General features: G+C 71.9%; 24 protein-coding genes and 3 pseudogenes. 26 read left to right on the top strand and 1 reads right to left on the bottom strand.

Features of this window, described 5'->3' with window-relative positions; all coding sequences use genetic code 11:
- The first annotated feature begins 44 nt into the window (after nt 1-44).
- The 21 genes and pseudogenes from smc (at nt 45) to whiG (ending at nt 21153) form a co-directional block, all read left to right on the top strand.
- A pseudogene (gene smc, locus LJB74_RS02745) lies at nt 45-3660 on the top strand (chromosome segregation protein SMC).
- A gap of 555 nt (nt 3661-4215) precedes the next feature.
- Nucleotides 4216-5427, top strand: coding sequence for a signal recognition particle-docking protein FtsY (gene ftsY, locus LJB74_RS02740; protein WP_259307091.1), 1212 nt, complete (start codon nt 4216-4218; stop codon nt 5425-5427).
- 191 nt (nt 5428-5618) lie between these two features.
- On the top strand, nt 5619-6962 hold the full coding sequence (locus LJB74_RS02735) for an ammonium transporter (protein WP_259307090.1): 1344 nt from the start codon (nt 5619-5621) through the stop codon (nt 6960-6962).
- Nucleotides 6959-7297 carry a P-II family nitrogen regulator gene (locus tag LJB74_RS02730; protein ID WP_259307089.1) on the top strand — a complete coding sequence of 113 codons (339 nt, stop codon included), beginning with the start codon at nt 6959-6961 and terminating at the stop codon, nt 7295-7297. The genes LJB74_RS02735 and LJB74_RS02730 overlap by 4 nt, the downstream gene beginning before the upstream one ends.
- Before the next feature lie 4 nt (nt 7298-7301).
- On the top strand, nt 7302-9110 hold the full coding sequence (locus tag LJB74_RS02725) for a [protein-PII] uridylyltransferase (protein ID WP_259307088.1): 1809 nt from the start codon (nt 7302-7304) through the stop codon (nt 9108-9110).
- A gap of 85 nt (nt 9111-9195) precedes the next feature.
- Nucleotides 9196-10800 (top strand): signal recognition particle protein, encoded by a 1605-nt coding sequence (ffh, locus tag LJB74_RS02720; RefSeq protein WP_259307087.1) that lies wholly within the window; start codon nt 9196-9198, stop codon nt 10798-10800.
- Nucleotides 10801-11011: 211 nt separating this feature from the next.
- Entirely contained in the window at nt 11012-11449 is a 438-nt protein-coding gene (gene rpsP / locus LJB74_RS02715; RefSeq protein ID WP_259307086.1) for a 30S ribosomal protein S16, read from the top strand.
- On the top strand, nt 11449-11688 hold the full coding sequence (locus LJB74_RS02710) for an RNA-binding protein (RefSeq protein WP_259307085.1): 240 nt from the start codon (nt 11449-11451) through the stop codon (nt 11686-11688). The genes rpsP and LJB74_RS02710 overlap by 1 nt, the downstream gene beginning before the upstream one ends.
- A 119-nt stretch (nt 11689-11807) precedes the next feature.
- Nucleotides 11808-12368, top strand: coding sequence for a ribosome maturation factor RimM (gene rimM, locus LJB74_RS02705; protein WP_259307084.1), 561 nt, complete (start codon nt 11808-11810; stop codon nt 12366-12368).
- A gap of 1 nt (nt 12369) precedes the next feature.
- Nucleotides 12370-13230, top strand: coding sequence for a tRNA (guanosine(37)-N1)-methyltransferase TrmD (gene trmD / locus LJB74_RS02700; RefSeq protein WP_259307083.1), 861 nt, complete (start codon nt 12370-12372; stop codon nt 13228-13230).
- Between the two features lie 219 nt (nt 13231-13449).
- Complete coding sequence (gene rplS / locus LJB74_RS02695) at nt 13450-13809, top strand: 50S ribosomal protein L19 (protein WP_259307082.1); 360 nt, start codon at nt 13450-13452, stop codon at nt 13807-13809.
- Nucleotides 13810-13966: 157 nt separating this feature from the next.
- On the top strand, nt 13967-14695 hold the full coding sequence (gene lepB / locus LJB74_RS02690; RefSeq protein ID WP_259307081.1) for a signal peptidase I: 729 nt from the start codon (nt 13967-13969) through the stop codon (nt 14693-14695).
- Nucleotides 14696-14721: 26 nt separating this feature from the next.
- Entirely contained in the window at nt 14722-15195 is a 474-nt protein-coding gene (locus LJB74_RS02685; protein WP_310650794.1) for a hypothetical protein, read from the top strand.
- A complete protein-coding gene (locus LJB74_RS20540) occupies nt 15186-15419 on the top strand; it encodes a hypothetical protein (RefSeq protein WP_310650793.1) in 234 nt (77 codons plus the stop codon). The genes LJB74_RS02685 and LJB74_RS20540 overlap by 10 nt, the downstream gene beginning before the upstream one ends.
- A gap of 128 nt (nt 15420-15547) precedes the next feature.
- On the top strand, nt 15548-15871 hold the full coding sequence (locus tag LJB74_RS02680; protein ID WP_259307080.1) for a DUF2469 domain-containing protein: 324 nt from the start codon (nt 15548-15550) through the stop codon (nt 15869-15871).
- 168 nt (nt 15872-16039) lie between these two features.
- Nucleotides 16040-16396, top strand: coding sequence for a YraN family protein (locus tag LJB74_RS02675; protein ID WP_259307079.1), 357 nt, complete (start codon nt 16040-16042; stop codon nt 16394-16396).
- Nucleotides 16396-17930: pseudogene (locus LJB74_RS02670) on the top strand (YifB family Mg chelatase-like AAA ATPase). The gene LJB74_RS02675 and the pseudogene LJB74_RS02670 overlap by 1 nt, the downstream one beginning before the upstream one ends.
- Nucleotides 17834-18505 (top strand): annotated as a pseudogene (locus tag LJB74_RS20535) (DNA-processing protein DprA); the annotation flags it as partial. The pseudogenes LJB74_RS02670 and LJB74_RS20535, both read left to right, overlap by 97 nt.
- Nucleotides 18506-18587: 82 nt before the next feature.
- On the top strand, nt 18588-19154 hold the full coding sequence (locus tag LJB74_RS02660) for a DNA-processing protein DprA (protein WP_259307078.1): 567 nt from the start codon (nt 18588-18590) through the stop codon (nt 19152-19154).
- Between the two features lie 124 nt (nt 19155-19278).
- Nucleotides 19279-20211: a tyrosine recombinase XerC gene (locus tag LJB74_RS02655; RefSeq protein ID WP_259307077.1), complete on the top strand. Its 933-nt coding sequence runs from the start codon at nt 19279-19281 to the stop codon at nt 20209-20211.
- Nucleotides 20212-20229: 18 nt separating this feature from the next.
- Nucleotides 20230-21153: an RNA polymerase sigma factor WhiG gene (gene whiG / locus LJB74_RS02650; protein ID WP_259307076.1), complete on the top strand. Its 924-nt coding sequence runs from the start codon at nt 20230-20232 to the stop codon at nt 21151-21153.
- Between the two features lie 41 nt (nt 21154-21194).
- On the opposite strand, the gene LJB74_RS02645 is transcribed toward whiG, so the two are convergent.
- Nucleotides 21195-21794, bottom strand: a complete 600-nt coding sequence (locus tag LJB74_RS02645) for a M23 family metallopeptidase (RefSeq protein ID WP_259307075.1) — start codon at nt 21792-21794, stop codon at nt 21195-21197.
- A gap of 465 nt (nt 21795-22259) precedes the next feature.
- Between LJB74_RS02645 and rpsB the strand changes: the two genes are divergently transcribed.
- The 5 genes from rpsB to LJB74_RS02620 all read left to right on the top strand — a co-directional run bounded on the left by rpsB (nt 22260) and on the right by LJB74_RS02620 (nt 26468).
- Nucleotides 22260-23261: a 30S ribosomal protein S2 gene (rpsB, locus tag LJB74_RS02640; protein ID WP_259307074.1), complete on the top strand. Its 1002-nt coding sequence runs from the start codon at nt 22260-22262 to the stop codon at nt 23259-23261.
- 44 nt (nt 23262-23305) lie between these two features.
- Complete coding sequence (tsf, locus tag LJB74_RS02635; protein ID WP_259307073.1) at nt 23306-24151, top strand: translation elongation factor Ts; 846 nt, start codon at nt 23306-23308, stop codon at nt 24149-24151.
- A gap of 87 nt (nt 24152-24238) precedes the next feature.
- On the top strand, nt 24239-25048 hold the full coding sequence (gene pyrH, locus LJB74_RS02630; protein WP_259307072.1) for a UMP kinase: 810 nt from the start codon (nt 24239-24241) through the stop codon (nt 25046-25048).
- The gene (gene frr / locus LJB74_RS02625) at nt 25045-25602 is read left to right on the top strand and encodes a ribosome recycling factor (protein ID WP_259307071.1); all 558 of its coding nucleotides are present in this window, start codon (nt 25045-25047) and stop codon (nt 25600-25602) included. The genes pyrH and frr overlap by 4 nt, the downstream gene beginning before the upstream one ends.
- Nucleotides 25602-26468 carry a phosphatidate cytidylyltransferase gene (locus LJB74_RS02620; protein ID WP_259307070.1) on the top strand — a complete coding sequence of 289 codons (867 nt, stop codon included), beginning with the start codon at nt 25602-25604 and terminating at the stop codon, nt 26466-26468. Before frr ends, LJB74_RS02620 begins: the two co-directional genes overlap by 1 nt.
- The last annotated feature ends 8 nt before the right edge of the window (nt 26469-26476 follow it).

Raw genomic sequence — 26476 nt, 5'->3', positions numbered from 1 at the left:
GCGCGTGCGCCCGTTCCCCCTGAGAACCTCCTAGGCTTCCCCTCGTGCACCTCAAGACGCTCACCCTGCGCGGGTTCAAGTCGTTCGCCTCGGCGACGACGCTGCACTTCGAGCCGGGTGTCACGTGCGTCGTCGGACCGAACGGGTCGGGGAAGTCGAACGTCGTCGACGCACTCGCCTGGGTGATGGGGGAGCAGGGGGGCCAAGTCGCTCCGCGGCGGCAAGATGGAGGACGTCATCTTCGCGGGGACCGCGGGGCGTCCACCGCTGGGACGCGCCGAGGTCGCGCTGACGATCGACAACACCGACGGTGCCCTGCCGATCGAGTACACCGAGGTGACGATCTCCCGGACGTTGTTCCGGAGCGGGGGATCCGAGTACGCGATCAACGGCGCCTCCTGCCGCCTGCTCGACATCCAGGACCTGCTGTCCGACTCAGGCCTCGGCCGAGAGATGCACGTGATCGTCGGCCAGGGACAGCTCGACGCGGTGCTCCGAGCGACGCCCGAGGAACGGCGCGGGTTCATCGAGGAGGCCGCGGGCGTTCTCAAGCACCGCAAGCGCAAGGAGAAGGCGCTCCGCAAGCTCGAGGCGATGCAGGCCAACCTCACCCGGCTCGGCGACCTCACCACGGAGATCCGGCGCCAGCTCGGTCCGCTCGGCCGGCAGGCAGAGGTCGCCCGCAAGGCCCAGCAGGTGCAGACCGACCTGCGCGACGCCCGGGCCCGGCTGCTCGCCGACGACCTCGCGCAGCTGACGGCCACCCTCGAGCAGGAGATCGCCGACGAGACCGCCGTCCAGGCTCGTCGGACGGAGGTCGAGCGCGAGCTCGGAGCGGCGCGTGAGCGGCTCGCGGAGCTCGAGCAGGCCGCAGCGGCCGCAGCACCGGCAGCGAGCGAGGCGAGCGAGGTCTGGTACCGGCTGTCGTCGGTGCGAGAACGGCTGCGCGGCACCCAGACACTCGCGTCGGAGCGGTTGAGGCTGCTCGGCAGCTCCGCGGCCGCGCCCGAGCGTCCGAGCGACCCCCGTGACCTCGACGCCCAGGCGGAGCGGGTGCGCGCCGCCGAGGCCGAGCTCGCCGCCGAGGTCGAGATGGCGCGGGCGGCCCTCGACGCGGCGGTCGCCCACCGTCAGCAGGCGGAGGACGACGCCGCGGCGGCGGAGCGTGAGCTCGCGACGCTGCTGCGCGGCGCCGCGGACCGCCGCGAGGGGTTCGCCCGCCTGGCCGGACAGGTCGCGGCGCGTCGTAGCCGGCTCGAGGCCACCCAGAACGAGGTCGACCGGCTGCAGGGCGCGCTCGCCGAGGCCGAACGGCGCGGGATCGAGGCGACGACGCAGTTCGCTGCGCTCGAGGGCCAGGTCGCCGGTGTCGAGCAGGGCGAGGAGGGCCTCGACGCCGAGCACGAGGAGGCCGCCGATGCGGTCGAGCGCACCACGGCCCGGCTCGCCGAGCTGCGGGAGACCCTGACCGCTGCGGAGCGGGAGCGCGACACGCTGAACTCGCGGATCGAGACGCTCGAGCTGAGCCTCACGCGCAAGGACGGCGCAGGTGCTCTGCTCGCGGCCGACGAGGTCGTCGGCACGGTCGGGTCGGTCGCGGCGCTGCTGGGTGTGGTCCCCGGGAACGAGGACGCGATCGTGGCGGCGCTCGGGCCGCTCGCGGACGCGGTCGCGATGGAGTCCGTCGATGCCGCGGTGGACGCGATCCGGTGGATGCGGACCGACGACGTCGGGCGTGCGGCACTGCTGGTCGGCGGCCCGGACGGCGCGGGCCTCGTGGAGCCCGCCCGGCCGGAGGGGCTGCCGGCGACGGCGAGCTGGGCACCCGACCTGGTCCAGGCCCCGGCAGGCATCCGGGGCCCCGTGGCGACGTTGCTCGCGCAGGTCGTCGTGGTCGACGACCTCACCGAGGCGCGCGCCCTGGTGGCGGACCGGCCCGAGCTGGTGGTCGTGACGCGGGCCGGGGACCTGCTCTCCGCCCACCACGCCTCGGGCGGATCGGCGACGGCGCCCAGCGCGCTGCACCTGCAGGCGGCGCTCGAGTCCGCCCGCGCCGGCTCGGCCGAGGCCGTGGCGCGGGCGGAACGCACCCGCTTCGAGCTCGTCGCGGCTACCGAGGCGGCTGCCGAGGCGCGTGCGCGGTACGAGGACACGCTCGACCGGCTGAACCAGTCGGACGCCGCGCTCGCCGCCGTCGCGGAACAGCTCGGTCAGCTGGGCGCGGTCGCCCGTTCCGCACACGCGGAGGCGGCGCGCGTCCAGACCTCCCTCGACGCGGCGCTGGCCTCGCTCGCCGGCGACGAGGTCGAGCTCGCCGAGCTGTCGCAGCGTCTCACCGCGGCCGAGGCAGAGCCTGAGGAGGCCGAGCACGCGATCGCGGCGGGAACCACCCGGCGCGACGAGGTGGCCGCCGTGGCGACGGCCGCGCGGGCGCGGGAGACCGAGGCGCGGCTCACGCTCCGGACGAGCGAGGAGCGTGCCCGTGCGCTCGCCGGTCGAGCCGAGTCGCTCGAGCGCGCCGCGCGAGCCGAGCGGGTGGCGCAGGAGCGCGCGGCCGAGCGCGAACGGGTGCGCGCGCACCAGGCCCACCTGGCCGAGGCCGTCCGCGCCGGTTCTGCCGCCACGTTGGCCCACGTCGAGCGGTCGCTCGTGCTGGCCGGGGAGGCGCGTGCCGCCGCCGAGGCCGAACGGGCCGAACGCGACCAGGCCCTGAGCGCGCTGCGCGTCGAGGTCGAGGCGCGATCGACGGCGCTCGCCGAGCTCACCGACGTCGCGCACCGGGACGAGGTGGCGCGGGCTCAGCAGCGCCTGCGCATCGAGCAGCTCGAAGCCCGCTGCGTCGAGGAGCTCGGTATGGAGCCGCAGGCTCTCCTGGACGAGTACGGCCCCCATCGCGGGGTCCCCGTGGCGGCGCCGCGGCCGGGACCCGACGCGGTCGCCTCGGCCGAGGGCTCGGAGGAGGCCACGGTCGACGAGGTGCCCTACGTGCGGGAGGAGCAGGAGAAGCGGCTGCGCGCGGCCGAGCGTGCGCTCGCGCTCCTCGGCCGGGTCAATCCGCTCGCGCTCGAGGAGTTCGCCGCCCTCGAGGAGCGTCATCGCTTCCTCACCGACCAGCTCGCGGACCTCAAGAAGTCGCGGACCGATCTCCTGGAGATCGTCCGCGAGATCGACGAACGCGTCGAGCAGGTGTTCGCCGAGGCCTTCCGTGACACCGCCGAGCAGTTCGACCGTGTCTTCCCACGGCTGTTCCCGGGCGGCGAGGGGCGACTCGTGCTCACGGACCCGTCCGACATGCTCACCACCGGGATCGAGGTCGAGGCACGTCCTGCAGGGAAGAAGGTCAAGCGTCTCTCGCTGCTGTCAGGAGGCGAGCGGTCCCTGACCGCCGTGGCGATCCTGGTCGCGATCTTCAAGGCCCGACCGAGCCCGTTCTACGTCATGGACGAGGTCGAGGCGGCGCTCGACGACGCGAACCTCGGGCGGCTGCTGGTCCTGTTCCGCGAGCTCCAGGAGGACTCGCAGCTGATCGTCGTCACCCACCAGAAGCGCACGATGGAGATCGCCGACGCGCTGTACGGCGTGACGATGCGCGGCGACGGTGTGACGACCGTGATCAGCCAACGCATGCGCGAGGACGAGCCGGTCACGGCGGACCGCTGACGCCACAGGAGCGCGTGCCGGAGTCGCGGTGTGAACGTTGTGTGCACATCCGTGGCCGGTGCCGCGAGGGCGTCGGGTGCGCTCTCACGATCGCCGGATACTCGACTCATGACCTTGTACCTCGTCCTGAGCTTCATCGCGTTGGTCGTCGCGCTCGGCGTCCTCGTCCTGGCGGGGGCCGAGTCGGGTGACACGGGGGAACGGGGGCCGTCGCCGGTTTCGTCCGCGACCTGCGCAACGGCATCGCCGCCCGTCGCGGTCGGGTTCCGGCCGACGACCTCGACGACGAACCCGCGCCGGTCGACCTGTCGATCGAGGCGCTCTTCCGTGAGGCGGCCGAGGACGACGACGGCTACCTCCACGTCGACGACATCACCGAGACGTTCGCACGCGCTCGGGAGCGTGCGGTCAAGAGCCTGCACGGGATCTCCCACCACTGACCCCTGTCTCACCGGTGACTTTCCCGCCACGGGCGACTGCCTCCCCGCGGCTCGTGCCGCCGCACCGGAACGTGCACCAGCCGGGAACACCGCCAAGTCCTGACAGACTGACGTCGTGAACGAGACCCTCACGACCATCCTCGAGATCGGCCTCCCGACCCTCGTCGTCCTCGGCGCAACGATCGGCGTCCTCGCCCGGCGACGCCGGTCCCCGCGCGCGCCGGTCACCACCGCCCGCCCCGGAGTGCCGGAGGGCGCCACGCCGTCCGTCGAGGAGGAGACGCCTCCGACCGGCGTCCAGGTGGGCCTGCCGGGCGCTCCGGCAGGTGCGGAGGAGGTCGAGGCGCCCGCCCCAGTTGAGGCCGCCCCGGTGCTCGAGGTCCCGGCTCCCACCACGGGGCGGCTGTCGCGCCTGCGCGAGCGGCTCGCCCGGTCCGGGTCACCGCTCGGTGCCCGGCTCCTCGCGGTGCTCTCGCGCGACCACCTCGCCGAGGACGACTGGGACGAGCTCGAGGAGACGCTGCTGCTGGCCGACGTCGGCGCCGGTCCGTCCGCGGAGCTGATCGATCGCCTGCGCACGAGCGTGCGCGTCCAGGGGGTCAAGGACCCTGCGGCGGTCCGGACCATGCTCCGGGACGCGTTGCTCGCCCTCGTCGACCCGTCGCTGGACAGGTCTCTCGGCACGGCGCCGTCGTCGTCGGAGGACGGCGGGCACCGCCCGGCGGTCGTCCTGGTCGTCGGGGTGAACGGGACGGGCAAGACGACGACGGTCGGCAAGCTCGCGCGGGTCCTCGTGGCGGACGGACGGTCGGTCGTCCTCGGCGCGGCGGACACGTTCCGTGCGGCCGCGGCGGACCAGCTCCAGACCTGGGGCTCGCGGGTCGGTGTGCCCACGGTCCGTGCGGAGAAGGACGGCGGCGACCCTGCGGCGGTTGCGTTCGACGCGGTCCGGACAGGGGTGCGGGACAAGCGGGACGTCGTGCTCGTGGACACCGCCGGACGCCTGCAGAACAAGGCCGGGTTGATGGACGAGCTCGGCAAGATCACGCGGGTGATCACCCGCGAGGCCCCGCTGACCGAGGTCCTCCTGGTGCTCGACGCGACGACCGGGCAGAACGGGCTGAACCAGGCGCGCGTGTTCTCCGAGGTCGCCGGGGTCACGGGGATCGTCCTCACCAAGCTGGACGGCACCGCGAAGGGCGGGATCGTCGTCGCGGTGCAGCGCGAGCTGGGCGTCCCGGTCAAGCTCGTCGGCCTGGGCGAGGGTCCGGACGACCTCGCGCCGTTCGACCCCGAGGCGTTCGTCGACGGGCTCCTGCAGTCCTGACGCACCCCCGCGGTCCGAATCGCGCCCCGCCCTCACGGGTCGCTCACCGGCCGACCGCACAGTCGAAACACAACGTTTACACGTAGTCGTCGCATGTCACCCAGACGTAACGCGGCGGGTGCGGTCCCGAAACCCGTCTCCCCAACAGTTGAGCCGTCCGGCCGCCCGGTCGGGGAGTGGAGAGACGGGTAATGACCTTCACCTTGATAGCCGGAGACGCCTTCAAGCTGGACACCGGTAACACCGCGTGGATGATGACCTCCGCGGTCATCGTCCTCATGATGACGGTTCCCGCGCTGGCGTTCTTCTACGGCGGCATGGTCCGGAGCAAGTCGGTCCTGAACATGCTGATGATGAACTTCATCGCGGCCGGCACGGTGGGATTCATCTGGATCCTGTACGGCTACTCGGAGTCGTTCGGCAGCGCGACGACGGGGATCAACCAGTTCTTCGCCAACCCGTTCGAGTACTTCGGGTTGATCAACCTCACGGATGACAAGAGCTACTACCTCGCCTCCGGCGTCCCGGCCCTGGTAGGTGTCGCGTTCCAGGCGACCTTCGCCGTGATCACCGTCGCGCTGATCACCGGTGCGATCGCCGACCGGGTCAAGTTCGGCAGCTGGGTCGCGTTCACGGTCATCTGGGCGACGGCGGTGTACTTCCCGCTCGCCCACATGGTGTGGGGCGGTGGCTTCCTCAGCCCGTCCGGTCCGGTCGCCTCGTGGCTGTCGGCGCCGATCGACTTCGCCGGTGGGACTGTCGTCCACATCGATGCCGGTGCTGCCGGTCTTGCCCTGGTCCTGCTGCTCGGCAAGCGCAAGGGATGGCCGGGTGGGCCGTTCCGCCCGCACAACCTGCCCTACGTCATGCTCGGTGCAGCGCTCCTGTGGGTCGGCTGGTTCGGCTTCAACGCCGGTTCCGAGGGTGCGGCGGACGGCACGGCCGCCCGTGCGTGGATCAACACGTTCGTCGCGACGGCCGTCGCGATGCTCACCTGGCTGCTCACGGAGAAGGTTCGTGACGGCCGGGCGACCTCGCTCGGTGCCGCGTCGGGCATCGTCGCCGGCCTCGTGGCCATCACGCCCGCGGCTGCCGCTGTCGACTCGTTCGGTGCGATCGCGATCGGTGGCATCGCCGGTGTCGTGTGCGCCCTCGCGATCGGCCTGAAGTTCAAGTACGGCTTCGACGACGCGTTGGACGTCGTCGGTGTCCACCTCGTCGGCGGCATCACCGGCACGGTGCTGATCGGGTTCTTCGCGACGCACCACCAGGGTGCCTGGTACCCGGACGGCGCGAAGGACGGGCTGCTCTACGGTGGCGGCATCACGCAGCTGCTGTCGCAGATCGTCGTCGCCGCGTTCGCCGTGGTGTTCTCGTTCGTGCTCACCTACGTGATCGGGTACATCATTCAGAAGGTCGGCGGCCTGCGACTGAGCGAGGAGGCCGAGGTCGGCGGGATCGACCTGGCAGTCCACGGCGAGACCGCTTACGAGTCCATCGGCGCAACGCGCCTCAACACGGAGGTGAAGGCATGAAGCTCGTCACCGGAGTGATCCAGCCGCATCGTCTCGACGACGTGAAGTCCGCGCTCGAAGCCGCGGGTGTCCGGGGCATGACCGTGAGCGAGGCCAGCGGCTACGGTCGCCAGCGCGGTCACACGGAGGTCTACCGCGGGGCGGAGTACACGGTGGACCTGGTCCCGAAGGTGCGGATCGAGGCTCTCGTGGACGACGCGGACGCGGCAGCGGTCACCGACGCTCTCGTGAAGGCGGCGCAGACCGGGAAGATCGGCGACGGGAAGGTCTGGATCTCGCCGGTCGACGACGTGGTCCGGGTTCGCACCGGCGAGCGCGGTCCGGGCGCGCTGTAGTCCGATGACCACTCAACGACCGCCCGCAGGGGGTGCGGTCGGCGGCGATGCCTCTGAGGTCCCGCTCCCCGTCCACGGGGTGCGGGACCTCAAGGCTGAACGGCTCGACCTCGCGACCCGCCTGACCGGTCCGCTGGCGGGCGGCGCGATCCAGGACGGCGGGTTGCGGCGCGAGGCTCTGGTGGACCTCGTCGTCGCCCGGCTGCGCGATCTCTGGTCGCGGGCCACCGACGGACTCCTCGCGGACGAGGGCATCGCCCTCGCCGCGGTCGGGAGCGTCGGGCGGGGTGACCCGAGCCCGATGAGCGACCTGGACCTGCTGCTGGTGCACGACGGCCGTTCGCACCCGCCCCAGGTCGTGACCGAGCTCGCGGAACGGCTCTGGTACCCGATCTGGGACGCCGGCCTCGACCTCGACCACTCGGTGCGGTCGTTGGCGCAGTGCCGGCAGGTGGCGTCGAAGGACCTTCCGGCTGCGGTCGGGCTGCTCGACCTGCGCCACGTCGCCGGTGACATCGGCGTCGTGAACCGGGCGAGCACGGCGCTGCTCACCGACTGGCGCGGTGCGGCGCGCAGGCGTCTCCCCGAGCTCCTGAGCTCGGCCCGCGAGCGGGCGGACCGTCAGGGCGAGCTCGCCTACCTGATCGAGCCGGATCTCAAGGAGGCGCGTGGCGGGATCCGCGACGCGATCGTGCTGTTCGCCCTGGCGGCCACGTGGCTCACCGACCGGCCGCACGGCGCGGTGGACCACGCCTACCGCCATCTGCTCGACGTGCGTGACGCCCTGCAGGTCGTCACGCGCCGCTCCACGAACCGTCTGCTGCAGGCCGACCAGGAGGAGGTCGCCGCGCTGTGCGGGTACGGCGACCGGGACGACCTGCTCGCGAGTCTCGCGGAGTCGGGTCGCGTCGTCTCCTACGCGCTCGACGTGACGGTCCGCAACGCCCGGCAGGCGCTCCAGCAGCCGCTGACGTCGCGTCGGCCCGTGCTGATCCGGGGACGCCGCGGTGCACCGCGTCTGCGGGCCGTCGCCGACGGTCTCGTCGAGCATGCCGGTGAGATCGTGCTGGCGATCGACGCCCAGCCCTCGCACGACCCGCTGCTGTCGCTCCGGGCGGCCGCGACGTCGGTACGGACCGGCCTGCCGCTCTCCCCGGTGATGGTGACGAGCCTCGCCGCCACGCCACCGCTCGGCGACCCGTGGCCGAAGGCCGCGAAGAGCTACCTGCTGACGCTCCTCGGCAGCGGGACGGCGCAGATCCCCGTCTGGGAGGCGCTGGATCTCGCCGGTGTGGTGACGGGCTGGATCCCCGAGTGGTCGGCGGTGCGCAACCGGCCGCAACGGTCGCCGATCCATCGGCACACCATCGACCGGCACCTGATCGAGACCGTCGCGCGGGCCGCGCAGCTCAAGCGGGGGATCTCCGAGCCCGAGGTGCTGCTCGTGGCGGCGCTGCTGCACGACATCGGCAAACGCCCCGGCGTCGCCGGCCATGCGGAGGAGGGTGCCCGCCTGGCGGGCCCGATCGCGACGCGGATGGGCCTCGCGCCGCAGGAGGTCGACGACGTCGTCCGGCTGGTCCGGCACCACCTCACGCTCGCCGAGCTGGCGACGACGGCCGACCCGGACGCCCCGGAGACGGTCGAGGCGCTGCTGGACGCGGTCGATCATCGCGCGGACCTCCTCGAGCTCCTGCGCGCGCTGACGGAGGCCGACGCCTCTGCGGCGGGCAGCCAGGCCTGGAGCTCGTGGCGTGCCAGGCTGGTCGACGACCTCACGGCCCGGGCACGGCTGGCGCTCGGCACCCCCTGACGCGCCGCGCGGGCTCCTGGGAGGGCGGAGGTCGGCGGTACCCTGGGAACCCTCCGACCGCTCGGCCACCCGTGAGGAACGATCTGTGTTCGCGACCCTGTCCGACCGTCTTGCGTCCACCTTCAAGAATCTCCGCACCAAGGGCCGGTTGTCCGAGGCCGACGTCGACGCCACCGTCCGGGAGATCCGGCGTGCGCTCCTCGACGCCGACGTCGCGGTGCCGGTGGTCCGGGAGTTCACGGGGCGGGTGCGCGAGCGCGCGCTCTCGGTGGAGGTCTCCGGCGCGCTGAACCCGGCGCAGCAGGTCGTCAAGATCGTCAACGACGAGCTCGTCGGGATCCTCGGCGGTCAGAACAGACCACTGGTGCTCGCGAAGACCCCTCCGACGGTCATCCTGCTGGCAGGCCTCCAGGGTGCGGGCAAGACGACACTGGCGGGCAAGCTCGCCCTTCACCTGCGTGAGCAGGGGCACACCCCGATCCTCGTCGCTGCCGACCTGCAGCGGCCGAACGCCGTCACCCAGCTCACGGTCGTGGCGGAGCGCGCGGGCGTCCCGGTGTTCGCACCGCACCCCGGTGTCCAGGGCGAGGACGGCGGGGAGCCGACAGGCGACCCGGTCGCGGTCGCGCGAGACGGGGTCGCCCTCGCGCGCGACCGCCAGCACGACGTCGTCATCGTCGACACCGCCGGCCGGCTGGGTGTCGACGCCGACATGATGCAGCAGGCTGCCGACATCCGCGACGCGGTGGACCCGGACGAGATCCTGTTCGTGATCGACGCCATGATCGGCCAGGACGCGGTGACGACCGCGCAGGCGTTCGCGGACGGCGTCGGCTTCACGGGGGTCGTCCTCTCGAAGCTCGACGGCGACGCGCGCGGTGGTGCGGCCCTGTCGGTCGCCTCCGTGACCGGGCGACCGGTGCTGTTCGCGTCGACCGGTGAGAAGCTGACCGACTTCGAGGTGTTCCACCCGGACCGGATGGCGTCGCGCATCCTCGACATGGGCGACATCCTCACCCTGATCGAGCAGGCCGAGAAGGCCTTCGACGCCGAGCAGGCCGAGGCGATGGCGGGCAAGCTCGCCGCGGGCGAGGACTTCACCCTCGAGGACTTCCTGCAGCAGATGCAGGCCATGCGGAACATGGGCTCGATGAAGAAGATGCTCGGCATGCTGCCGGGGATGGGGCAGATGCGCGAGGCCCTGGACAACTTCGACGAGCGCGAGGTGGACAAGGTCGAGGCGGTCATCCGCTCGATGACACCGGCGGAGCGACGATCGCCCAAGATCATCAACGGGTCGCGGCGCGCCCGCATCGCACGCGGCTCCGGCACCACGACGACGGACGTCAACCAGCTCCTCGACCGGTTCGCCGGTGCGCAGAAGATGATGAAGCAGATGGCGCGTGGCGGCGGTGCTCCGGGGCTGCCGGGGATGGGGAACCTCCCGGGCATGGGGGGCAAGAAGTCGCGTGGCCGCATGACGCCGCAGCCGCGAGCCAAGGTCAAGGGGCGGTCCGGCAACCCGGCGAAGCGCGCTCAGCAGGAGCGCGAGGCCGCGGCGCGGGCCGCCGGTCAGGCGCCCAAGGCACCGGCAGGGTCGGCCTTCGGGGCAGCGGCACCGAAGAAGAGCGACCTCGACCCCGCCGCCCTCGGCCTGCCGCCCGGCCTCGAGAAGTACCTCGGTCGCTGACACAGTCCGGCGCCGGGTCCGGCGCGAGCCGAATGCGGCACTCGGGCGAGGTGTTGGGTCGCACGCCGAGGATCTGGCAGAATGGCCCGCTGTACCCGGTGCGTCGGACCCTCTAGCCGCACGCGACCGCGTCCTCAGGCCACACCGGCAGACCTGCCCCACGGGTCACGTCGCTGTGACCGCACCAGCAGAAACCAGGAGAGACCACACAGTGGCCACCAAGATTCGTCTGAAGCGTCTGGGCAAGATCCGGGCGCCGTACTACCGCGTCGTCGTCGCCGACTCGCGCACCAAGCGTGACGGTCGCGTGATCGAGGAGATCGGCAAGTACCACCCGACCGAGGAGCCGTCTCTCATCGAGATCTCCTCCGAGCGTGCGCAGTACTGGCTCGGCGTCGGCGCCCAGCCGACCGAGCAGGTCGAGGTGCTGCTCAAGATCACGGGCGACTGGCAGAAGTTCAAGGGTCTGCCGGGTGCCGAGGGCACGCTGCGGGTCAAGGGTGACAAGGTCGACGCAGCTGCGGCGATCCAGGCCGCTGCCGACGCCGCCGAGAAGGTCAAGGCCGCGGCCGCCGAGAAGAAGTCGGCTGCTCCGGTCGAGGCACCTGCCGACGAGGCCGCTGCGCCGGCCGCGGACGAGCAGGCCTGATGCTCGCCGACGCGCTCGAGCACCTCGTGCGGGGCATCGTGGACCACCCGGACGACGTCCAGGTGAACGCGAAGGCGCTCCGTCGTGGCGAGCTGCTCGAGGTCCGGGTCAACCCCGAGGACCTGGGGCGCGTCATCGGTCGGAACGGGCGGACCGCACGCGCACTGCGCACGGTGGTCGGCGCGCTCTCGACCGACGGTTCGGTGCGGATCGACGTCGTGGACGTCGACCGGCGCTGAGCACCAGAGCAACCGCTGTACCGATGCGACCGAGGCCCGGTCCCCGCCACGGGGCCGGGCCTCGGTCGGTCTTCGCCGCAGGGCGCCGCACGAGCACGTCGAGACCGGAGGGCACCACCATGCAGCTGACCGTTGCGAAGATCGGCCGCGCGCACGGGCTGCGTGGTGAGGTCGCGCTCGACATCCGCACCGACACCCCGGCCGAGCGGTTCGTGGTCGGTGCCGTTCTCCGGACCGACGACTCCCGCCTCGGCAGCCTCACGGTCGCGACGACCCGGGAGAACCAGGGCCGCTGGTTCGTGACCTTCGCCGAGGTGACTGACCGGACCGGTGCCGAGGGTCTGCGGGGCGTCAGCCTGGTCGTCGACGAGGACGCCTCGGACGAGGAGGACGCCTGGTACCCGCACGAGCTGGTCGGACTGCGTGCCGAGCACGTCGACGGCAGGCTTCTCGGCACGGTGCTGGCGCTCGAGCACCTGCCGGCGCACGACGCGCTCCTGATCCTCGAGCCGACCGGAGAGCGGAGTCTCGTGCCGTTCGTGCGGGCGATCGTGCCGGTCGTCGACGTCGCCGGTGGGCGCGTCGTGCTCGACCCGCCGGGTGGACTGCTCGCCTCGGACGTCGCCAACCTCGTGGTCTCGCCGGAGACCCACTCGGGTGGACGCGAGGACGAGGGCTGAGATGCGCATCGACGTCCTGACGATCTTCCCTGAGTACCTGGCGCCGCTCGACCTCTCGCTGGTCGGCAAGGCCCGCTCGGTGGGTCTCCTCGACGTGCGTGTCCACGACCTCCGCAGCTGGACCACGGATCGGCACCGGACCGTCGACGACACGCCTTTCGGTGGCGGAGCGGGCATGGTCATGCGGCCAGACGTCTGGGGGAGCGCGCTGGACGACGTGCTCGGACTCGGCCGTGCGGGCGATGCGGAAGCGGCGCCCGACGGCGTCGCACCGGCGCACCTGCTGATCCCCACGCCGTCAGGCACGCCGTTCGACCAGCGGACCGCCGAGGCGCTCGCCGGTGAGGGCCACCTCGTCATCGCGTGCGGGCGCTACGAGGGGATCGACGCCCGGGTCGCCGAGCACTACCGGCAGGTCGGCGCCGAGCACGGCGGTGTCTCGGTCACCGAGTTCTCGCTGGGGGACTACGTCCTCAACGGGGGTGAGGTGGCTGCGCTCGTGCTGATCGAGGCCGTCGCCCGGCTCCTGCCTGGTGTCGTGGGCAACCCGGACTCGCTCGTCGAGGAGTCGCACGGCTCGTCCGGGCTGCTCGAGTACGGCGTGTACACCAAGCCGCCCACCTGGCGGGGCCGTGAGGTCCCCGACGTGCTGCTCTCCGGCCATCACGCCCGGATCGAGCGGTGGCGACGTGACGAGTCGCTCCGACGGACGGCCGAGCGGCGACCGGAGATCCTCGAGCGCGCGGATCCCGCGGAGCTCGACGCGGCGGACCGCGACCTCTTGTCCTCGTGGGGGTGGGACGTCGGGGCGGACGGCCTACGCCGGCCCCGGGTGACCGAGGGAGACCCGTCGCCCCGGTGACGGTGCGCCGGTGCCGGCCGCTCGGGCCGACATGACGTGGGGTCGCAGGATGTGGCACACTCGGAGGTCGGTGTGCGCCGGTCGCGTCCCTGCCTCAGGGGGGACGATGTCGACCGGATGAGATCCAGGCGCCACCGCGAGACACCAGCCATCGGGCCGCCGTCGTGCGTGCCCGTCGACAACGTGACTGACCTGGGGCAGGACGGGAAAGCGACTCACATGCACATTCTCGATGACGTCGATGCAGCCTCGCTGCGTACGGACATCCCGGACTTCCGGCCCGGCGACACGCTCAAGGTGAACGTCAAGGTCGTCGAGGGCAACCGCTCTCGCGTCCAGCTGTTCCAGGGCGTCGTCATCTCGCGCGCCGGCGACGGCGTGCGTGAGACGTTCACGGTGCGCAAGGTCAGCTTCGGTGTGGGGGTCGAGCGCACCTTCCCGGTCCACTCCCCGAGCCTCGAGTCGATCGAGGTCCTCACGCGTGGCGACGTGCGCCGCGCGAAGCTCTACTACCTTCGCAAGCTTCGCGGCAAGAAGGCGAAGATCAAGGAGAAGCGTTCGACCATCCCGGCGAAGTAGTCCGGCGGGGCATCGCCCCCGCCTGTTCCCAGCCGACGACGACGGGCGGCGACCGACACCGGTCGCCGCCCGTCGTCGTCCCTGGCGGGTGCACCGGTGGCCGGTCCCAGGGCGCGCCCGTTAGGTGGCTCCCAGGATCGGATGGCACAGTGACGGGGTGAGCGACCACACCGGGACCGACGAGCTGCTCCTGCCCCGGAACGAGGAGCCTCGGCGCAGCCCGTTCATGGCGTGGTTGCGCGAGAGCCTGGTGATCCTCGTGAGCGCGCTGGTGCTCTCGTGGCTCGTGAAGACGTTCCTCGTGCAGGCGTTCTACATCCCGAGCGGCTCGATGGAGGACACGCTCCAGGTGGGCGACCGCGTGCTGGTGACCAAGCTCGCCCCCGGCCCGTTCGCCGTCCACCGTGGCGACATCGTCGTCTTCAAGGATCCCGGCGGGTGGCTCCCGCCGGTCACGGCGACCAGCACGAGCCCGCTGCAGAAGGGCGTCAACGACGCCTTGACGTTCGTCGGGCTGCTCCCGCAGGACTCCGGCGAGCACCTCATCAAGCGCGTGATCGGGGTCGCCGGTGACACCGTCGCCTGCTGCGACGCCCAGGGCCGTGTGACGGTCAACGGCGTCGGGATCGACGAGCCGTACCTCAAGCCCGGCTCGATCAACACCGACATGCCCTTCACGACGACCGTGCCTCCGGACAGCCTCTGGGTCGAGGGGGACAACCGGCTTCACTCGGCGGACTCGCGCTACAACCAGGGACGCCCCGGCGGCGGCTCGATCCCGCTCGCGAACGTCGTCGGCGTCGCGTTCGTCAAGCTGTGGCCCGCCGACCGGATCGGGCTGCTCCGCAACCCCGCGTCGACCTTCGCGGCCGTCCCTGCCCCATGACCGGCAGGCGGCGCTCGTCCGTCGCGATGGCGGCACGCCCTTCGGCGCAGGCACCGGATCTCCTCGTCGAGGCGGAGGCGCTGCGCGCCGGTGCGCGCCGGGTCGCCGGGATGGACGAGGTGGGCCGTGGTGCTCTTGCCGGTCCGGTGTCCGTCGGGCTCGTGGTCGTGGACATCGAGACAGGACCGGCGCCGCACGGCGTGGCCGACTCGAAGCTGCTGTCGGCAGGTGCACGGACCGCGCTGCTGCCGGCGCTCTCGACCTGGGGGGTGGCGCGAGCGGTCGGGCACGCGAGCGCCGCCGAGGTCGACCGGTGGGGGGTCGTCGGTGCGTTGCGGCTCGCGGGCTGGCGAGCGCTCGATGCTGTGTCGACGGACCACCCGGTCGACGTCGTGATCCTCGACGGCTCGCACGACTGGCTCAGCCGGGCTCCGCTCGACGACCTCCTCGAGGATGCCGCACCTCGGCCGGGGGCCCGCCCGAGGTGCGGATGCTCGTGAAGGCGGACCGGCGTTGCGCGTCGGTCGCGGCGGCGAGCGTGCTCGCGAAGTGCGAACGCGACGCCCTGATGGTGGAGCTCTCGGCTGCGCACCCGGCGTACGGGTGGGCGGCGAACAAGGGGTACGGCTCTGCCGAGCACCTCGCGGCGCTCACCGCTCTCGGGCCCAGCCCGCTGCACCGGCGCACCTGGCGGCTGCCTGGGACGTCACCTGCGGTGGGCTGACCCGACCCGTCCGTGCCGCAGTCGAGAGGCTGCCGGGGACCGGCCCGATCCGTTCCCGGTCCGGACCGGTGCACGTCGTCGCGGACCGGCGTGCACCGCGTCGCGACCTGATGGGCGATGATGGACCGGTGAGCGCGGAGGACCTGGAGAACTACGAGACCGACATGGAGCTCGCGCTGTACCGCGAGTACCGAGACGTCGTGGGGCTGTTCGCCTACGTCGTCGAGACGGAGCGACGCTTCTACCTGGCCAACCAGGTGGATCTGCAGGTGAGGTCGGCGGCGGGCGAGGTGTACTTCGAGGTCAGTCTGGCGGATGCGTGGGTCTGGGACGTCTACCGCTCGGCCCGGTTCGTGAAGTCGGTGCGCGTGGTCACGTTCAAGGACGTCAACGTCGAGGAGCTCGCCAAGCCCGAGCTCGACCTGCCGGACGGCGGGGCGTTCCGGCGCTGAGCAGGTGAGACCGGTCCGGCCTCGGCCGACCGGCACGGGCCCGGTCGACCGGCACGGGCCCGCGACCTGTCCACAGGGTCGAGGCGTCGAGAGCGGTGTCCCCGGAGCGGGACGGGAGGACCGTCCCGGGCCCCTGCGCACGTCAGGGTGAACGCCGGAGGTGGTCACATGCGTGCCACAGATGCGGTCGGGCGGTACGGGGAGCGAGTTGCTGCCCAGTTCTTGCGGGATGCCGGCTGGGTCGTGCTCGACACGAACTGGCGTGGGTACCAGGGGGAGCTGGACATCGTCGCCCTCGACGGTGACGTGCTCGTCGCCGTGGAGGTCAAGACCCGGCGCGGCACCGGGTTCGGTCATCCGGCAGAGGCGGTCACCCCGCGCAAGCTCGCTCGCATCCGTCGTCTGACCGGTCAGTGGCTGTCCGAGCACCCGGTGACGACGCGATCCGTCCGGATCGACGTGATCGCCGTGCAGGTCGCACGTCGCGGCGCCGCGGGCGTCGAGCACCTGGTCGGGGTCGTCTGATGGGGCTCGGACGCACGCTCGCGGTCTCGCTGGTCGGGCTGACCGGGCACGTCGTCGAGGTCGAGGCACACCTGGCCGCGTCGGTACCCGGGTTCACACTGGTCGGCCTCCCGGACGCCGCGCTGGCCGAGTCGCGCGATCGGGTGCGAGCCGCCGTGACCTCGTCGGCTCTCGGCTGGCCGCAGCGGCGGATCACGGTCAACCTCTCACCTGCGTCGCTCCCCAAATCGGGCTCGGGCTTCGACCTGGCGATCGCCGTCGCGATGCTCGCGGGAGCGGGGATCGTCCCGGCGGAGGCACCGAGCGGGGTCGTGCACCTCGGTGAGCTCGGGCTCGACGGGCGGCTTCGCCCGGTCCGCGGGATCCTGCCTGCCGTGGCGGCGGCGGTGGCTGCAGGCCACCGTCATCTGGTGGTCCCGGCGGCGAACGCACTCGAGGCGACGCTCGTCCCGGGCGCCGAGGTCGTCGGCGCCCGGCACCTCGCCGAGGTCGCACGACGCTACGGCGCCGATGTCGCCGTGCCGGACGTCACTGCGCCGCGGGCCGTCGTCGAGCGGGTCCGTCGGGACCCGGGTCCCGACCTCGCGGACGTCCTGGGTCAGGACGACGCCCGTGCGGCGCTCGAGGTCGCGGCGTCGGGTGGCCACCATCTGCTGCTGGTGGGGCCTCCCGGCGCTGGGAAGACCATGCTCGCCGCGCGCCTGCCGGGCCTCCTGCCGGATCTCACCCCGGACGAGGCGGTCGAGGTCACGGCGGTGCACTCGCTCGCCGGAACGTTCGACCCGGCCGACGGGCTGATCCGACGTCCGCCCTTCGAGGACCCGCACCACACCGCCACCGCGGCGGCCGTCGTGGGTGGAGGGTCCGGCGTCCCTCGCCCCGGAGCTGCCTCCCGAGCGCATCGGGGCGTCCTGTTCATGGACGAGGCGCCGGAGTTCTCCCCCGGGTCCTCGAGACCCTGCGACAACCCCTCGAGCACGGAGAGCTCGTGATCCAGCGCGCCGGAGGGACCGCGCGTTACCCGGCCCGCTTCCAGCTCGTGCTGGCCGCAAACCCGTGCCCGTGCGGGAACGCGATCGGCAAGGGCCTCGACTGCACGTGCACCGCGCTGGCCCGGCGCCGGTACTTCTCGCGTCTGTCCGGGCCGCTCCTCGACCGTGTCGACCTCCAGGTGGACGTCCTCCCGGTGCCGCGCTCCGCGCTCGGGGCCGGTGCGCGGGGCGAGGGGTCGGCCCAGGTGGCGGAGCGGGTGCTGCAGGCGCGCGCCGCACAGGCGTCCCGACTCGCCGGGACGCCGTGGCGGACGAATGCGGAGGTGCCGGGTCCGTGGCTCCGTCGCACCCTCGGCGCCGGCGGCGCCATGATGCAGGACCTCGACCGGGCACTGGACCGCGGCCTCCTGAGCCTGCGCGGGGTCGATCGCGTCCTGCGGGTCGCGTGGACGCTCGCGGACCTCGCGGGCCGCCCGGCACCCGGGCGGACGGAGATCGGTCAGGGGATGCTGCTCCGCACCCGAGGGCAGGTGGGCGCGTGACAGCCGTGGCGTTCGACCTGGACGACGACACGCTCGCCCGGGTCGCCTGGAGCAGGCTCACCGAGCCAGGGGATGCGACGGCGGGAGCGCTCGTCGGTGCGCTCGGGCCGTCGCGTGCCCTGCACTGGCTCCAGGCGGCTCACGGCGACGCCGACTCGGTGCGACGTGCGACGGATGCGCTCGCCGAACGGGTCCCGATCGTGCCGGCGGGGGCGCGGGCCCTGTCGGCGGCGGTCGCGCGCTGGGGCCCTCGCCTGGTCGATCTCGATCCCCGTCGCGAGCTCCGGGTCCTTCGCTCGCTGGGCGGCACGCTCGTGACCCCGGAGCTGCCCGGCTGGCCCGCGGCGCTCGACGACCTCGGCGCCGCGACTCCGCCGTGCCTCTGGGTCCGTGGTGATCCTGCTCTCACGGAGCCCGCCTCTCGTTCGGTCGCCCTGGTCGGGGCTCGGGCGAGCACGGCGTACGGGAACCACGTCGCCGGTGACCTCGCGGCGGGTCTGGTCGCGCGCGACGTCGCTGTCGTCTCCGGGGGCGCCTACGGGATCGACGCGGCTGCCCATCGTGGTGCTCTCGTCGCCGGCGGGACGACGATCGTCCTCCTCGCGGGCGGCGTCGACCGCGCCTACCCCGCCGGGGAACGCCTCCCTCCTCGGGACGGTGGTCGAGCAGGGAGGAGCGGTCGTCAGCGAGGTGCCTCCCGGAGGTGCACCGTCGCGCTGGCGGTTCCTCCAGCGGAACCGGCTGATCGCGGCGATCTCTCGGGGGACGGTCGTGGTCGAGGCCGCCTGGCGTTCCGGAGCGCTGAGCACCGCGAACAGGGCGGGCGAGCTGATGCGCCCGGTCGGTGCGGTACCAGGCCCGATCACGTCGATGGCCTCGGCCGGCTGCCATCGGCTCCTCCGCGAGGGAGCCGCGGTGTGCGTGACGGACGCCGACGAGGTGGTCGAGCTGGTCGGGGAGATCGGCCGGGACCTTGCACCGGGTCGCGAACCGGACGGAGAGGTCGCGGACGGCCTCGACGCGGTCGCGCGTCGGGTGCGCGACACCCTGCCGATTCGGGGTGGGCTCACGCCGGGTCTGCTCGCGCGCGAGGCCGGGCTGTCGGAGAACGAGGTGCGGGGGGCGCTCGGCACGCTCGAGCTTCTCGGCATGGCGCTCCGGAACGGTTCCGAGTGGCGCAAACCGGACGACCGGTCGCCGCGACACGAGCACTCGAACGGGTGATTCGAGAATTCACCCGCACGCAGGAACGCGCATTACGGGCGAATCGGACAGAATTCGGGACACAGAGGGTGAAGTAGCGGAAGTGTGACTTGTTCTCAACGCGGATTACCACCACGGTAGGGACATGAGTTCCGCAACGTCGGCGGCGACGGTCACAAGCCGTATCCCCCAGATGGCGGACTTCGTGCTGCACCTCGATGCTCAGCGGGGCCTCTCGCCGCACACAGTGCGTGCCTACCGGGGGGACATCGACCACCTGCTGGCCTTCGCCGAGTCGCAAGGGCATCACGGTCTCGACGAGATCGACCTCGGGGTGCTGCGTGGCTGGCTCGCCGCGATGTCCGAGGCGAACCTCAGCAGGGCGACGATCGCGCGGCGGGGTGCTGCGGCGCGGACCTTCTTCGAATGGGCCCATCGCACCGGGCGGATCGCCGTCGACCCGGCGGTGCGGCTCGCGAGCGCCCGACCGATCCGCAGCCTCCCGACGGTCCTGGGGATCGAGCACGCTGCGCTCCTCCTCGACACCGCGCGCAGCCGGGCGGACGACCGCGACGCGGTGCACCTGCGCGACTGGGCCGCGCTCGAGCTGCTGTACGCCACGGGGGTGCGGGTGGGGGAGCTGGTCGCGGCGGACGTCGACGACCTCGACCTGGATCGGCGCACTCTTCGGGTGCTCGGCAAGGGGAGCAAGGAACGCATCGTCCCGCTCGGCGTCCCTGCCGCACGCGCCTCGCTCGCGTGGTTGCGGTCCGGGCGCCCGGTCCTGGCAGGCGCTGGGTCGGGAGCTGCCCTCCTGCTCGGTCGTCGCGGTCAGCGGCTGGACCAGCGGCAGCTGCGGGCGGTCTCGCACGAGATCGCCGAGATCGCCGGTGTCGCGGACATCGCGCCCCACGCGTTGCGTCATACCGCAGCGACACATCTCCTCCAGGGCGGCTCGGACCTCCGAAGCGTCCAGGAGGTGCTCGGTCACTCGAGCCTTGCCACGACCCAGCGGTACACCCATGTGACGGCGGAGCGGCTCCGTGCGTCATACCACCAGGCACACCCCCGTGCTTGAGCAGGAAGTGAGACGGCCATGAGCGCACAGACGGAACGCATTCCGGCAGGGAGCGTCGCTGCCCGATTCCCGTCTGCGTCGGGCGTCCTGCCGCATCAGCACGGTGGTCCGGCGACGACACCCGGTGCCCGGCACCTCGGTGTCGTGGTCGTAGACGACACCGAGGTCGACGAGGCCGTCGACACGATCGGGGAGATCTGGGCCGAGTTCAAGGCGACCGGGGACCGGATGCTGCGTGAACAGCTCATCCTGCGATACGCACCGCTCGTCACGGCCGTGGCCGGGCGGGTCGGGATGCGGCTGCCGAGCACGGTCGAGCAGGCGGACCTCGTCTCCTACGGGATGTTCGGGCTGATCGACGCGATCGAGAAGTACGAGCTGGGCCGCGCCGTGAAGTTCGAGACCTACGCGAGCGCCCGCGTGCGCGGGGCCATCATCGACGAGCTCCGGGCGATCGACTGGATCCCGCGCTCCGTCCGCACCAAGGCCCGCGCCGTCGACCGCGCCTACGCGGAGCTCGAGGGCGAGCTGCGACGTACCCCCAGCGAGGCCGAGGTCGCCGCCAGGCTGGAGATGGGGGTCGGTGAGCTGAGGGCCGTCTTCAGCCAGCTCTCCACCGTCAACGTCGCGGCCCTCGACGACGTGCTCGGGGCCGGCGAGGACCGCGCTGACAACATCGCGCTGATCGACACGCTCGGCGACTCGCGGGCTCAGGACCCGGCAGGTTCGTTCGAGGTGCAGGAGACCAAGTTCCTGCTCGCCCGTGCGGTCGAGCAGCTCGGCGAGCGCGAGAAGATCGTGCTCGTCCTGTACTACTACGAGGGCATGACGCTGGCAGAGATCGGCCGGGTACTCGGGGTGACCGAGTCGCGGATCTCGCAGATGCACACGGCGGCGATGCTGCGACTGCGGGCGACGCTGCAGAGCTCCGAGCGCGGCTGACCCGCACCGGGCAGCCGCTGGGCAGCCACCGGGCAGCACCGTCACCCGGACCGGACGTCCGGCACGGGGAGAAGGACGATCCGCGTCCGTCGCCGCAGGAGGTCGATCGGGTCGACGTAGGCGGCCCCGACCCGGACGCCCCAGTGCACGCACGGTCGGTCCGTGCAGTGCCCCGGCATGACCGTGGCGACAGGTTGCCCGCGTGAGACCGTCTCGCCTGCATGCACGAGTGGACTCACCGGTTCGACGCTCGACCGGGTGCCGTGGGAGTCCTGCACGGTGAGGACCCCGCGATCGACGACCGTGCCGGCGAATGTCACGACCCCGTCGACCGGCGACACGATGAGCGCACCCACCTCCGCGGCGAGATCGACGCCGCGGTGCCCGGACGACCAGGTGTGCGCCGGGCGGACGAACGGGCGGATGACCTCGATCGGCGCCGTGACCGGAGCGACGGCACCCGGTGCAGGCAGGTCGGTGGTCTCGGAGGGCGCCTCGTGGGGCACCGCGTCTCCCGGACCGGGCATCTCCGAGGCAGCCGGAGCACCCGCTGTCACGAGCAGGAGAGCCGCGCCGAGGGCAGCCACCGCTGCGGCGCGCCGTCCGGTCCCGATGCTGGAGCGACGGTGTGACGGGAGCATGCGCCCATCCTGGGCGGCCACGTGTGCGTCACTCCCGGGCTCCACCGGCGGTGGGTGGCGACCGTCAGCGAGGCCCGCATTGTGGTCGGCTCGCCCGTCGGCCGGTGCCCCCGGTGGGCGAGGTCGTCCGGGGGAGCGGGATCCGGTGGGACACCGCCGCGAACTCGGGTAGTCTGTGCACCGCGACCGACGTCAGTCGATCGACATCGCGCGCCATCTTCTCGATGACTGCCGCCCAGAGGCACCGGTTCCACGGCGATCGTGGACCGACTGCCGACCGGCAGCCTCCTGGCTTCGAGCAGGTCGAGAGTTCGCGCTGGCAGCGGTCCGGGTCACCCCGGCGCCAGCACGGACATGGCGCCAGGGGCACCGACCACCCGGACGGTGCCGACAACCGGATCGCGGACCCAGCAGTGGGCCCGCTGCTCAGCGTGCACCTCGCGGTGCGCGCCGGAAGGACGTGCCATGGCCGTCGTGACCATGCGCCAGCTGCTCGAGAGCGGTGTCCACTTCGGGCACCAGACCCGTCGCTGGAACCCCAAGATGAAGCGCTTCATCTTCACCGAGCGCAACGGCATCTACATCGTCGACCTGCAGCAGTCGCTCTCGTACATCGACAGCGCGTACGACTTCGTCAAGGAGACGGTCGCGCACGGCGGGACCATCCTCTTCGTCGGGACGAAGAAGCAGGCGCAGGAGCCCGTCGCCGAGCAGGCCGCGCGGGTCGGGATGCCGTACGTCAACCAGCGCTGGCTCGGTGGGATGCTCACCAACTTCCAGACGGTGAACAAGCGGCTCCAGCGCCTCAAGGAGCTCGAGCTCATCGACTTCGACGACGTCGCCGGGAGTGCCTTCACGAAGAAGGAGCTCCTCATCATGCGTCGCGAGCGCGACAAGCTTGCGAAGACCCTTGGCGGGATCCGCGACATGGCCAAGGTGCCGTCCGCGGTGTGGATCGTCGACACGAACAAGGAGCACCTCGCGGTCGACGAGGCGCGCAAGCTCGGGATCCCGATCGTCGCGATCCTCGACACGAACTGCGACCCGGACGTCGTCGACTACAAGATCCCGGGCAACGACGACGCCATCCGTGCCGTCTCGCTCCTGACGCGCGTCGTCGCAGACGCCGTCGCCGAGGGCCTGATCCAGCGCCACACCGCTCGCTCGGGTGGGGCTGCCGACGCGACAGCCACCGAGGCCGAGCCGCTTGCCGAGTGGGAGCGTGAGCTCCTCGCAGGTTCGGAGGCTACGGAGGCTCCTGCCGAGGCACCTGTCGCAGAGGCGCCTGCCACGGAGGCTCCTGCCGCCGAGGCACCCGTCGCGGTCGAGGCCACCGAGGCCCCTGCCGCCGAGGCGACCACCGAGGTTCCTGCCGCCGAGGCGACCACCGAGGTTCCTGCCGCCGAGGCGACCACCGAGGTCGCTGCTGCCGCCGAGACCACCGAAGCCGGTCCCGCGTCCGAGTGACCCGGACCGACGACCACGCGAACTGACGAAGGACGGACACCGTAATGGCGAACTACACCGCCGCTGACATCAAGGCGCTCCGTGAGCGCACCGGTGCCGGCATGCTCGACGTCAAGAAGGCGCTCGACGAGGCTGACGGCAACGCCGACAAGGCGCTGGAGATCATCCGCGTCAAGGGCCTCAAGGGCGTCAGCAAGCGCGAGAACCGCGCGGCCTCCGACGGCCTCGTGGCGGCGCAGATCATCCCGGCTGCCGACGGCCTGGGCGAGGTCGGCGTGCTGATCGAGGTCAACTCCGAGACCGACTTCGTGGCGAAGAGCCCGGCGTTCGTCGCGCTCGCCGAGACGGTGCTCGCCACGGCGGTCGCCTCGGGTGCGGCAGACGCCGCGACGCTGCTCGCAGCCGACGTCGACGGCACGCCGCTGCAGACGGTCGTCGACGAGACGGCTGCGACGCTCGGCGAGCGCATCGTCGTCCGGCGGGTCGACCGGGTGGCGGGCGAGAAGGTCACGGTCTACCTGCACAAGGTGAACAAGGACCTCCCGCCGCAGGTCGGCGTCCTCGTCGCGACCGACGCCGCCGGAGCACCCGTGGCGAAGGACATCGCGATGCACATCGCGGCGTACTCGCCGGTGTACCTCTCGCGCACCGACGTCCCGGAGGAGATCGTGGCCTCGGAGCGTCACATCGCCGAGGAGACGGCGAAGAACGAGGGCAAGCCCGAGGCCGCTCTCACGAAGATCGTCGAAGGGCGCCTCAACGGGTTCTTCAAGGAGAACGTCCTGGTGGACCAGGCGTTCGCGAAGGACCCGAAGAAGTCGGTCGCGCAGGTCCTCGCCGAGGTCGGCGGGACCGCGACGGGCTTCGTGCGGTACCGCGTCGGCGCCTGAGGCGTCGACCCAGCCGGTGGCCTCGACCCTGCGGGGTCGAGGCCACCGGCGCACCACCAGCGTCACCCGTACCGGCGAGGAGAGCAGATGAGCCAGGATCCTGAAGCATCGCGGAGCGGCAAGTCGCACGACGGGGTCGCGCCGGCGCGACGGGTCCTGCTCAAGCTCTCGGGCGAGACGTTCGGCGGCGGTGCGATCGGACTCGCGCCCGACGTCGTCCAGCGGGTCGCCGCCGAGATCGCGGATGCGGTGCGCGCCGGGGTCCAGGTTGCGATCGTGGTCGGCGGCGGGAACTTCTTCCGCGGGGCCGAGCTCTCCCAGCGTGGGCTCGACCGTGCGCGTGCGGACTACATGGGCATGCTCGGTACGGTCATGAACTGTCTGGCGCTGCAGGACTTCCTCGAGCAGGCCGGCGTGAGCACCCGGGTGCAGACCGCCATCACCATGGGGCAGGTCGCCGAGCCCTACATCCCGCTCCGCGCGATCCGACACATGGAGAAGGGGCGCGTCGTGATCTTCGGCGCCGGTGCGGGGATGCCGTACTTCTCCACCGACACGGTGGCCGTGCAGCGAGCGCTCGAGACGCACTGCGACGAGGTCCTGATGGGCAAGAACGGCGTCGATGGCGTCTACACGGCTGACCCTCACCTCGATCCGCAGGCTCGCCGGCTGGATCACGTGACCTACACCGAGGCGCTCGTGGAGGGGCTGCGCGTCGTGGACGCGACGGCCTTCAGCCTGTGCATGGACAACGGCGTGCGCATGCGGGTGTTCGGGATGAGCGAGGGTGGGAACGTCACACGGGCCCTCCTGGGTGAGAAGATCGGCACGCTGGTGACGGCTGCCCGGCCCGGCGCGCTGACGGCGGACGAGACGACGATGAAGGAGCACACGTGATCGACGAGACCCTCCTCGAGGCTGAGGAGAAGATGAACAAGGCGATCGAGGTGGCGAAGGAGGACTTCGCGTCGATCAGGACCGGACGGGCGAGTGCGGCGATGTTCGCCAAGATCTTCGTCGACTACTACGGCTCGCCGACACCGCTGCAGCAGCTGGCGTCGTTCAACACCCCTGAGGCGCGCACGATCCTCATCTCGCCGTTCGACAAGTCCGCGAGCGTGGGGATCGAGAAGGCCCTGCGCGACTCGGACCTCGGCGTCAACCCGACCAACGACGGCAACGTCATCCGGGTGGTGCTGCCGGCCCTCACCGAGGAACGCCGCAAGGACTTCGTCAAGCTCGCGAAGGCGAAGGCGGAGGACGCGCGCATCTCGGTCCGCAACATCCGCCGACGCGCCAAGGACGAGCTCGACCGCATCTCGAAGGACGGCGAGGCCGGCGAAGACGAGGTCGCGCGCGCCGAGAAGGAGCTCGAGGCCGTGACCAAGCGCCACATCGACGTGATCGACACCGTGCTCCTCGCCAAGGAGAGCGAGCTGCTCGAGGTCTGATGACTGACCTGGTCCACGCCGACGACGTCGGCCACGAGTCGCACCCGATGCCACGGGCGGGCCGCAACCTCCCGGTCGCGGTCCTCGTCGGCGTCGGCCTGCTGGCGGCGGTCGCCGCGACCTTGGTGTTCCGCAAGGAGCTCTTCGTCGTCTTCGCGATCCTCGCCGTCGGTGCGGCGTTGTGGGAGCTCGCTCAGGCCGTCGCCCGGCGGGGCATCCACCTCCCGCTGCTGCCGCTCCTGGTGGGCGCAGCCGGCGTCCTGGTGTCCGCATACACGGCCGGTGCCGAGGCGCTCCTGGTCTCGACGATGCTCACGGCCGGCGGTGTGGTCATCTGGCGCGTCCTCGACGGCAGCGGCGAGTCGGCGCTGCGCGACGCGACCGCAGGGACGTTCGCTGCGGCGTACCTGCCGTTCCTCGCCGGCTTCGTGATGCTGATGCTGTCCATGGCGGATGGCGAGCGTCGCGTCGCGCTGTTCGTCCTGCTCGCCGTCGCGAGCGACGTCGGCGGCTACACGTTCGGCGTGCTCATCGGCCGCCACCCGCTGGCCCCGTCGGTCAGCCCGAAGAAGACCTGGGAGGGTCTCGTCGGTTCGGTGGTCCTGGCTGTCGTCGTCGGTGTCGTGGGCGTCATGGTGCTCTTCAAGCAGGGGCCGGCGATCGGGGTGCTCCTCGGACTGGCGACGGTGGTGACCGCTACGGTCGGCGACCTGTCCGAGTCGCTTCTCAAGCGCGACCTCGAGCTCAAGGACATGGGGAGCCTGCTCCCGGGGCACGGCGGCGTGCTCGATCGGCTGGACTCGTTGCTGCTCACCGCCCCGGTCGTGTACGTCATCCTCATGGCAGCCCTGCCGGTCGGGGACTGAGTCATGGG

The sequence above is a fragment of the Cellulomonas sp. P24 genome (genome assembly GCF_024704385.1).
In the GTDB taxonomy this organism is placed as follows: domain Bacteria; phylum Actinomycetota; class Actinomycetes; order Actinomycetales; family Cellulomonadaceae; genus JAJDFX01.
This window is presented reverse-complemented; position numbering and strand designations above follow the sequence as displayed.

What these genes read in the sequence shown, in the direction of transcription:
- tsf (WP_259307073.1), top strand. Translation starts at nt 23,306, where the DNA reads ATGGCGAACTACACCGCCGCTGACATCAAGGCGCTCCGTGAGCGCACC.
- LJB74_RS20540 (WP_310650793.1), top strand. Translation starts at nt 15,186, where the DNA reads ATGCTCGTGAAGGCGGACCGGCGTTGCGCGTCGGTCGCGGCGGCGAGC.
- LJB74_RS02685 (WP_310650794.1), top strand. Translation starts at nt 14,722, where the DNA reads ATGGCGGCACGCCCTTCGGCGCAGGCACCGGATCTCCTCGTCGAGGCG.
- LJB74_RS02655 (WP_259307077.1), top strand. Translation starts at nt 19,279, where the DNA reads ATGAGTTCCGCAACGTCGGCGGCGACGGTCACAAGCCGTATCCCCCAG.
- LJB74_RS02730 (WP_259307089.1), top strand. Translation starts at nt 6,959, where the DNA reads ATGAAGCTCGTCACCGGAGTGATCCAGCCGCATCGTCTCGACGACGTG.
- whiG (WP_259307076.1), top strand. Translation starts at nt 20,230, where the DNA reads ATGAGCGCACAGACGGAACGCATTCCGGCAGGGAGCGTCGCTGCCCGA.
- LJB74_RS02645 (WP_259307075.1), bottom strand. Translation starts at nt 21,794, where the DNA reads ATGCTCCCGTCACACCGTCGCTCCAGCATCGGGACCGGACGGCGCGCC.
- LJB74_RS02725 (WP_259307088.1), top strand. Translation starts at nt 7,302, where the DNA reads ATGACCACTCAACGACCGCCCGCAGGGGGTGCGGTCGGCGGCGATGCC.
- LJB74_RS02620 (WP_259307070.1), top strand. Translation starts at nt 25,602, where the DNA reads ATGACTGACCTGGTCCACGCCGACGACGTCGGCCACGAGTCGCACCCG.
- trmD (WP_259307083.1), top strand. Translation starts at nt 12,370, where the DNA reads ATGCGCATCGACGTCCTGACGATCTTCCCTGAGTACCTGGCGCCGCTC.
- pyrH (WP_259307072.1), top strand. Translation starts at nt 24,239, where the DNA reads ATGAGCCAGGATCCTGAAGCATCGCGGAGCGGCAAGTCGCACGACGGG.
- LJB74_RS02710 (WP_259307085.1), top strand. Translation starts at nt 11,449, where the DNA reads ATGCTCGCCGACGCGCTCGAGCACCTCGTGCGGGGCATCGTGGACCAC.
- rpsB (WP_259307074.1), top strand. Translation starts at nt 22,260, where the DNA reads ATGGCCGTCGTGACCATGCGCCAGCTGCTCGAGAGCGGTGTCCACTTC.
- LJB74_RS02735 (WP_259307090.1), top strand. Translation starts at nt 5,619, where the DNA reads ATGACCTTCACCTTGATAGCCGGAGACGCCTTCAAGCTGGACACCGGT.
- LJB74_RS02675 (WP_259307079.1), top strand. Translation starts at nt 16,040, where the DNA reads ATGCGTGCCACAGATGCGGTCGGGCGGTACGGGGAGCGAGTTGCTGCC.
- rplS (WP_259307082.1), top strand. Translation starts at nt 13,450, where the DNA reads ATGCACATTCTCGATGACGTCGATGCAGCCTCGCTGCGTACGGACATC.
- rimM (WP_259307084.1), top strand. Translation starts at nt 11,808, where the DNA reads ATGCAGCTGACCGTTGCGAAGATCGGCCGCGCGCACGGGCTGCGTGGT.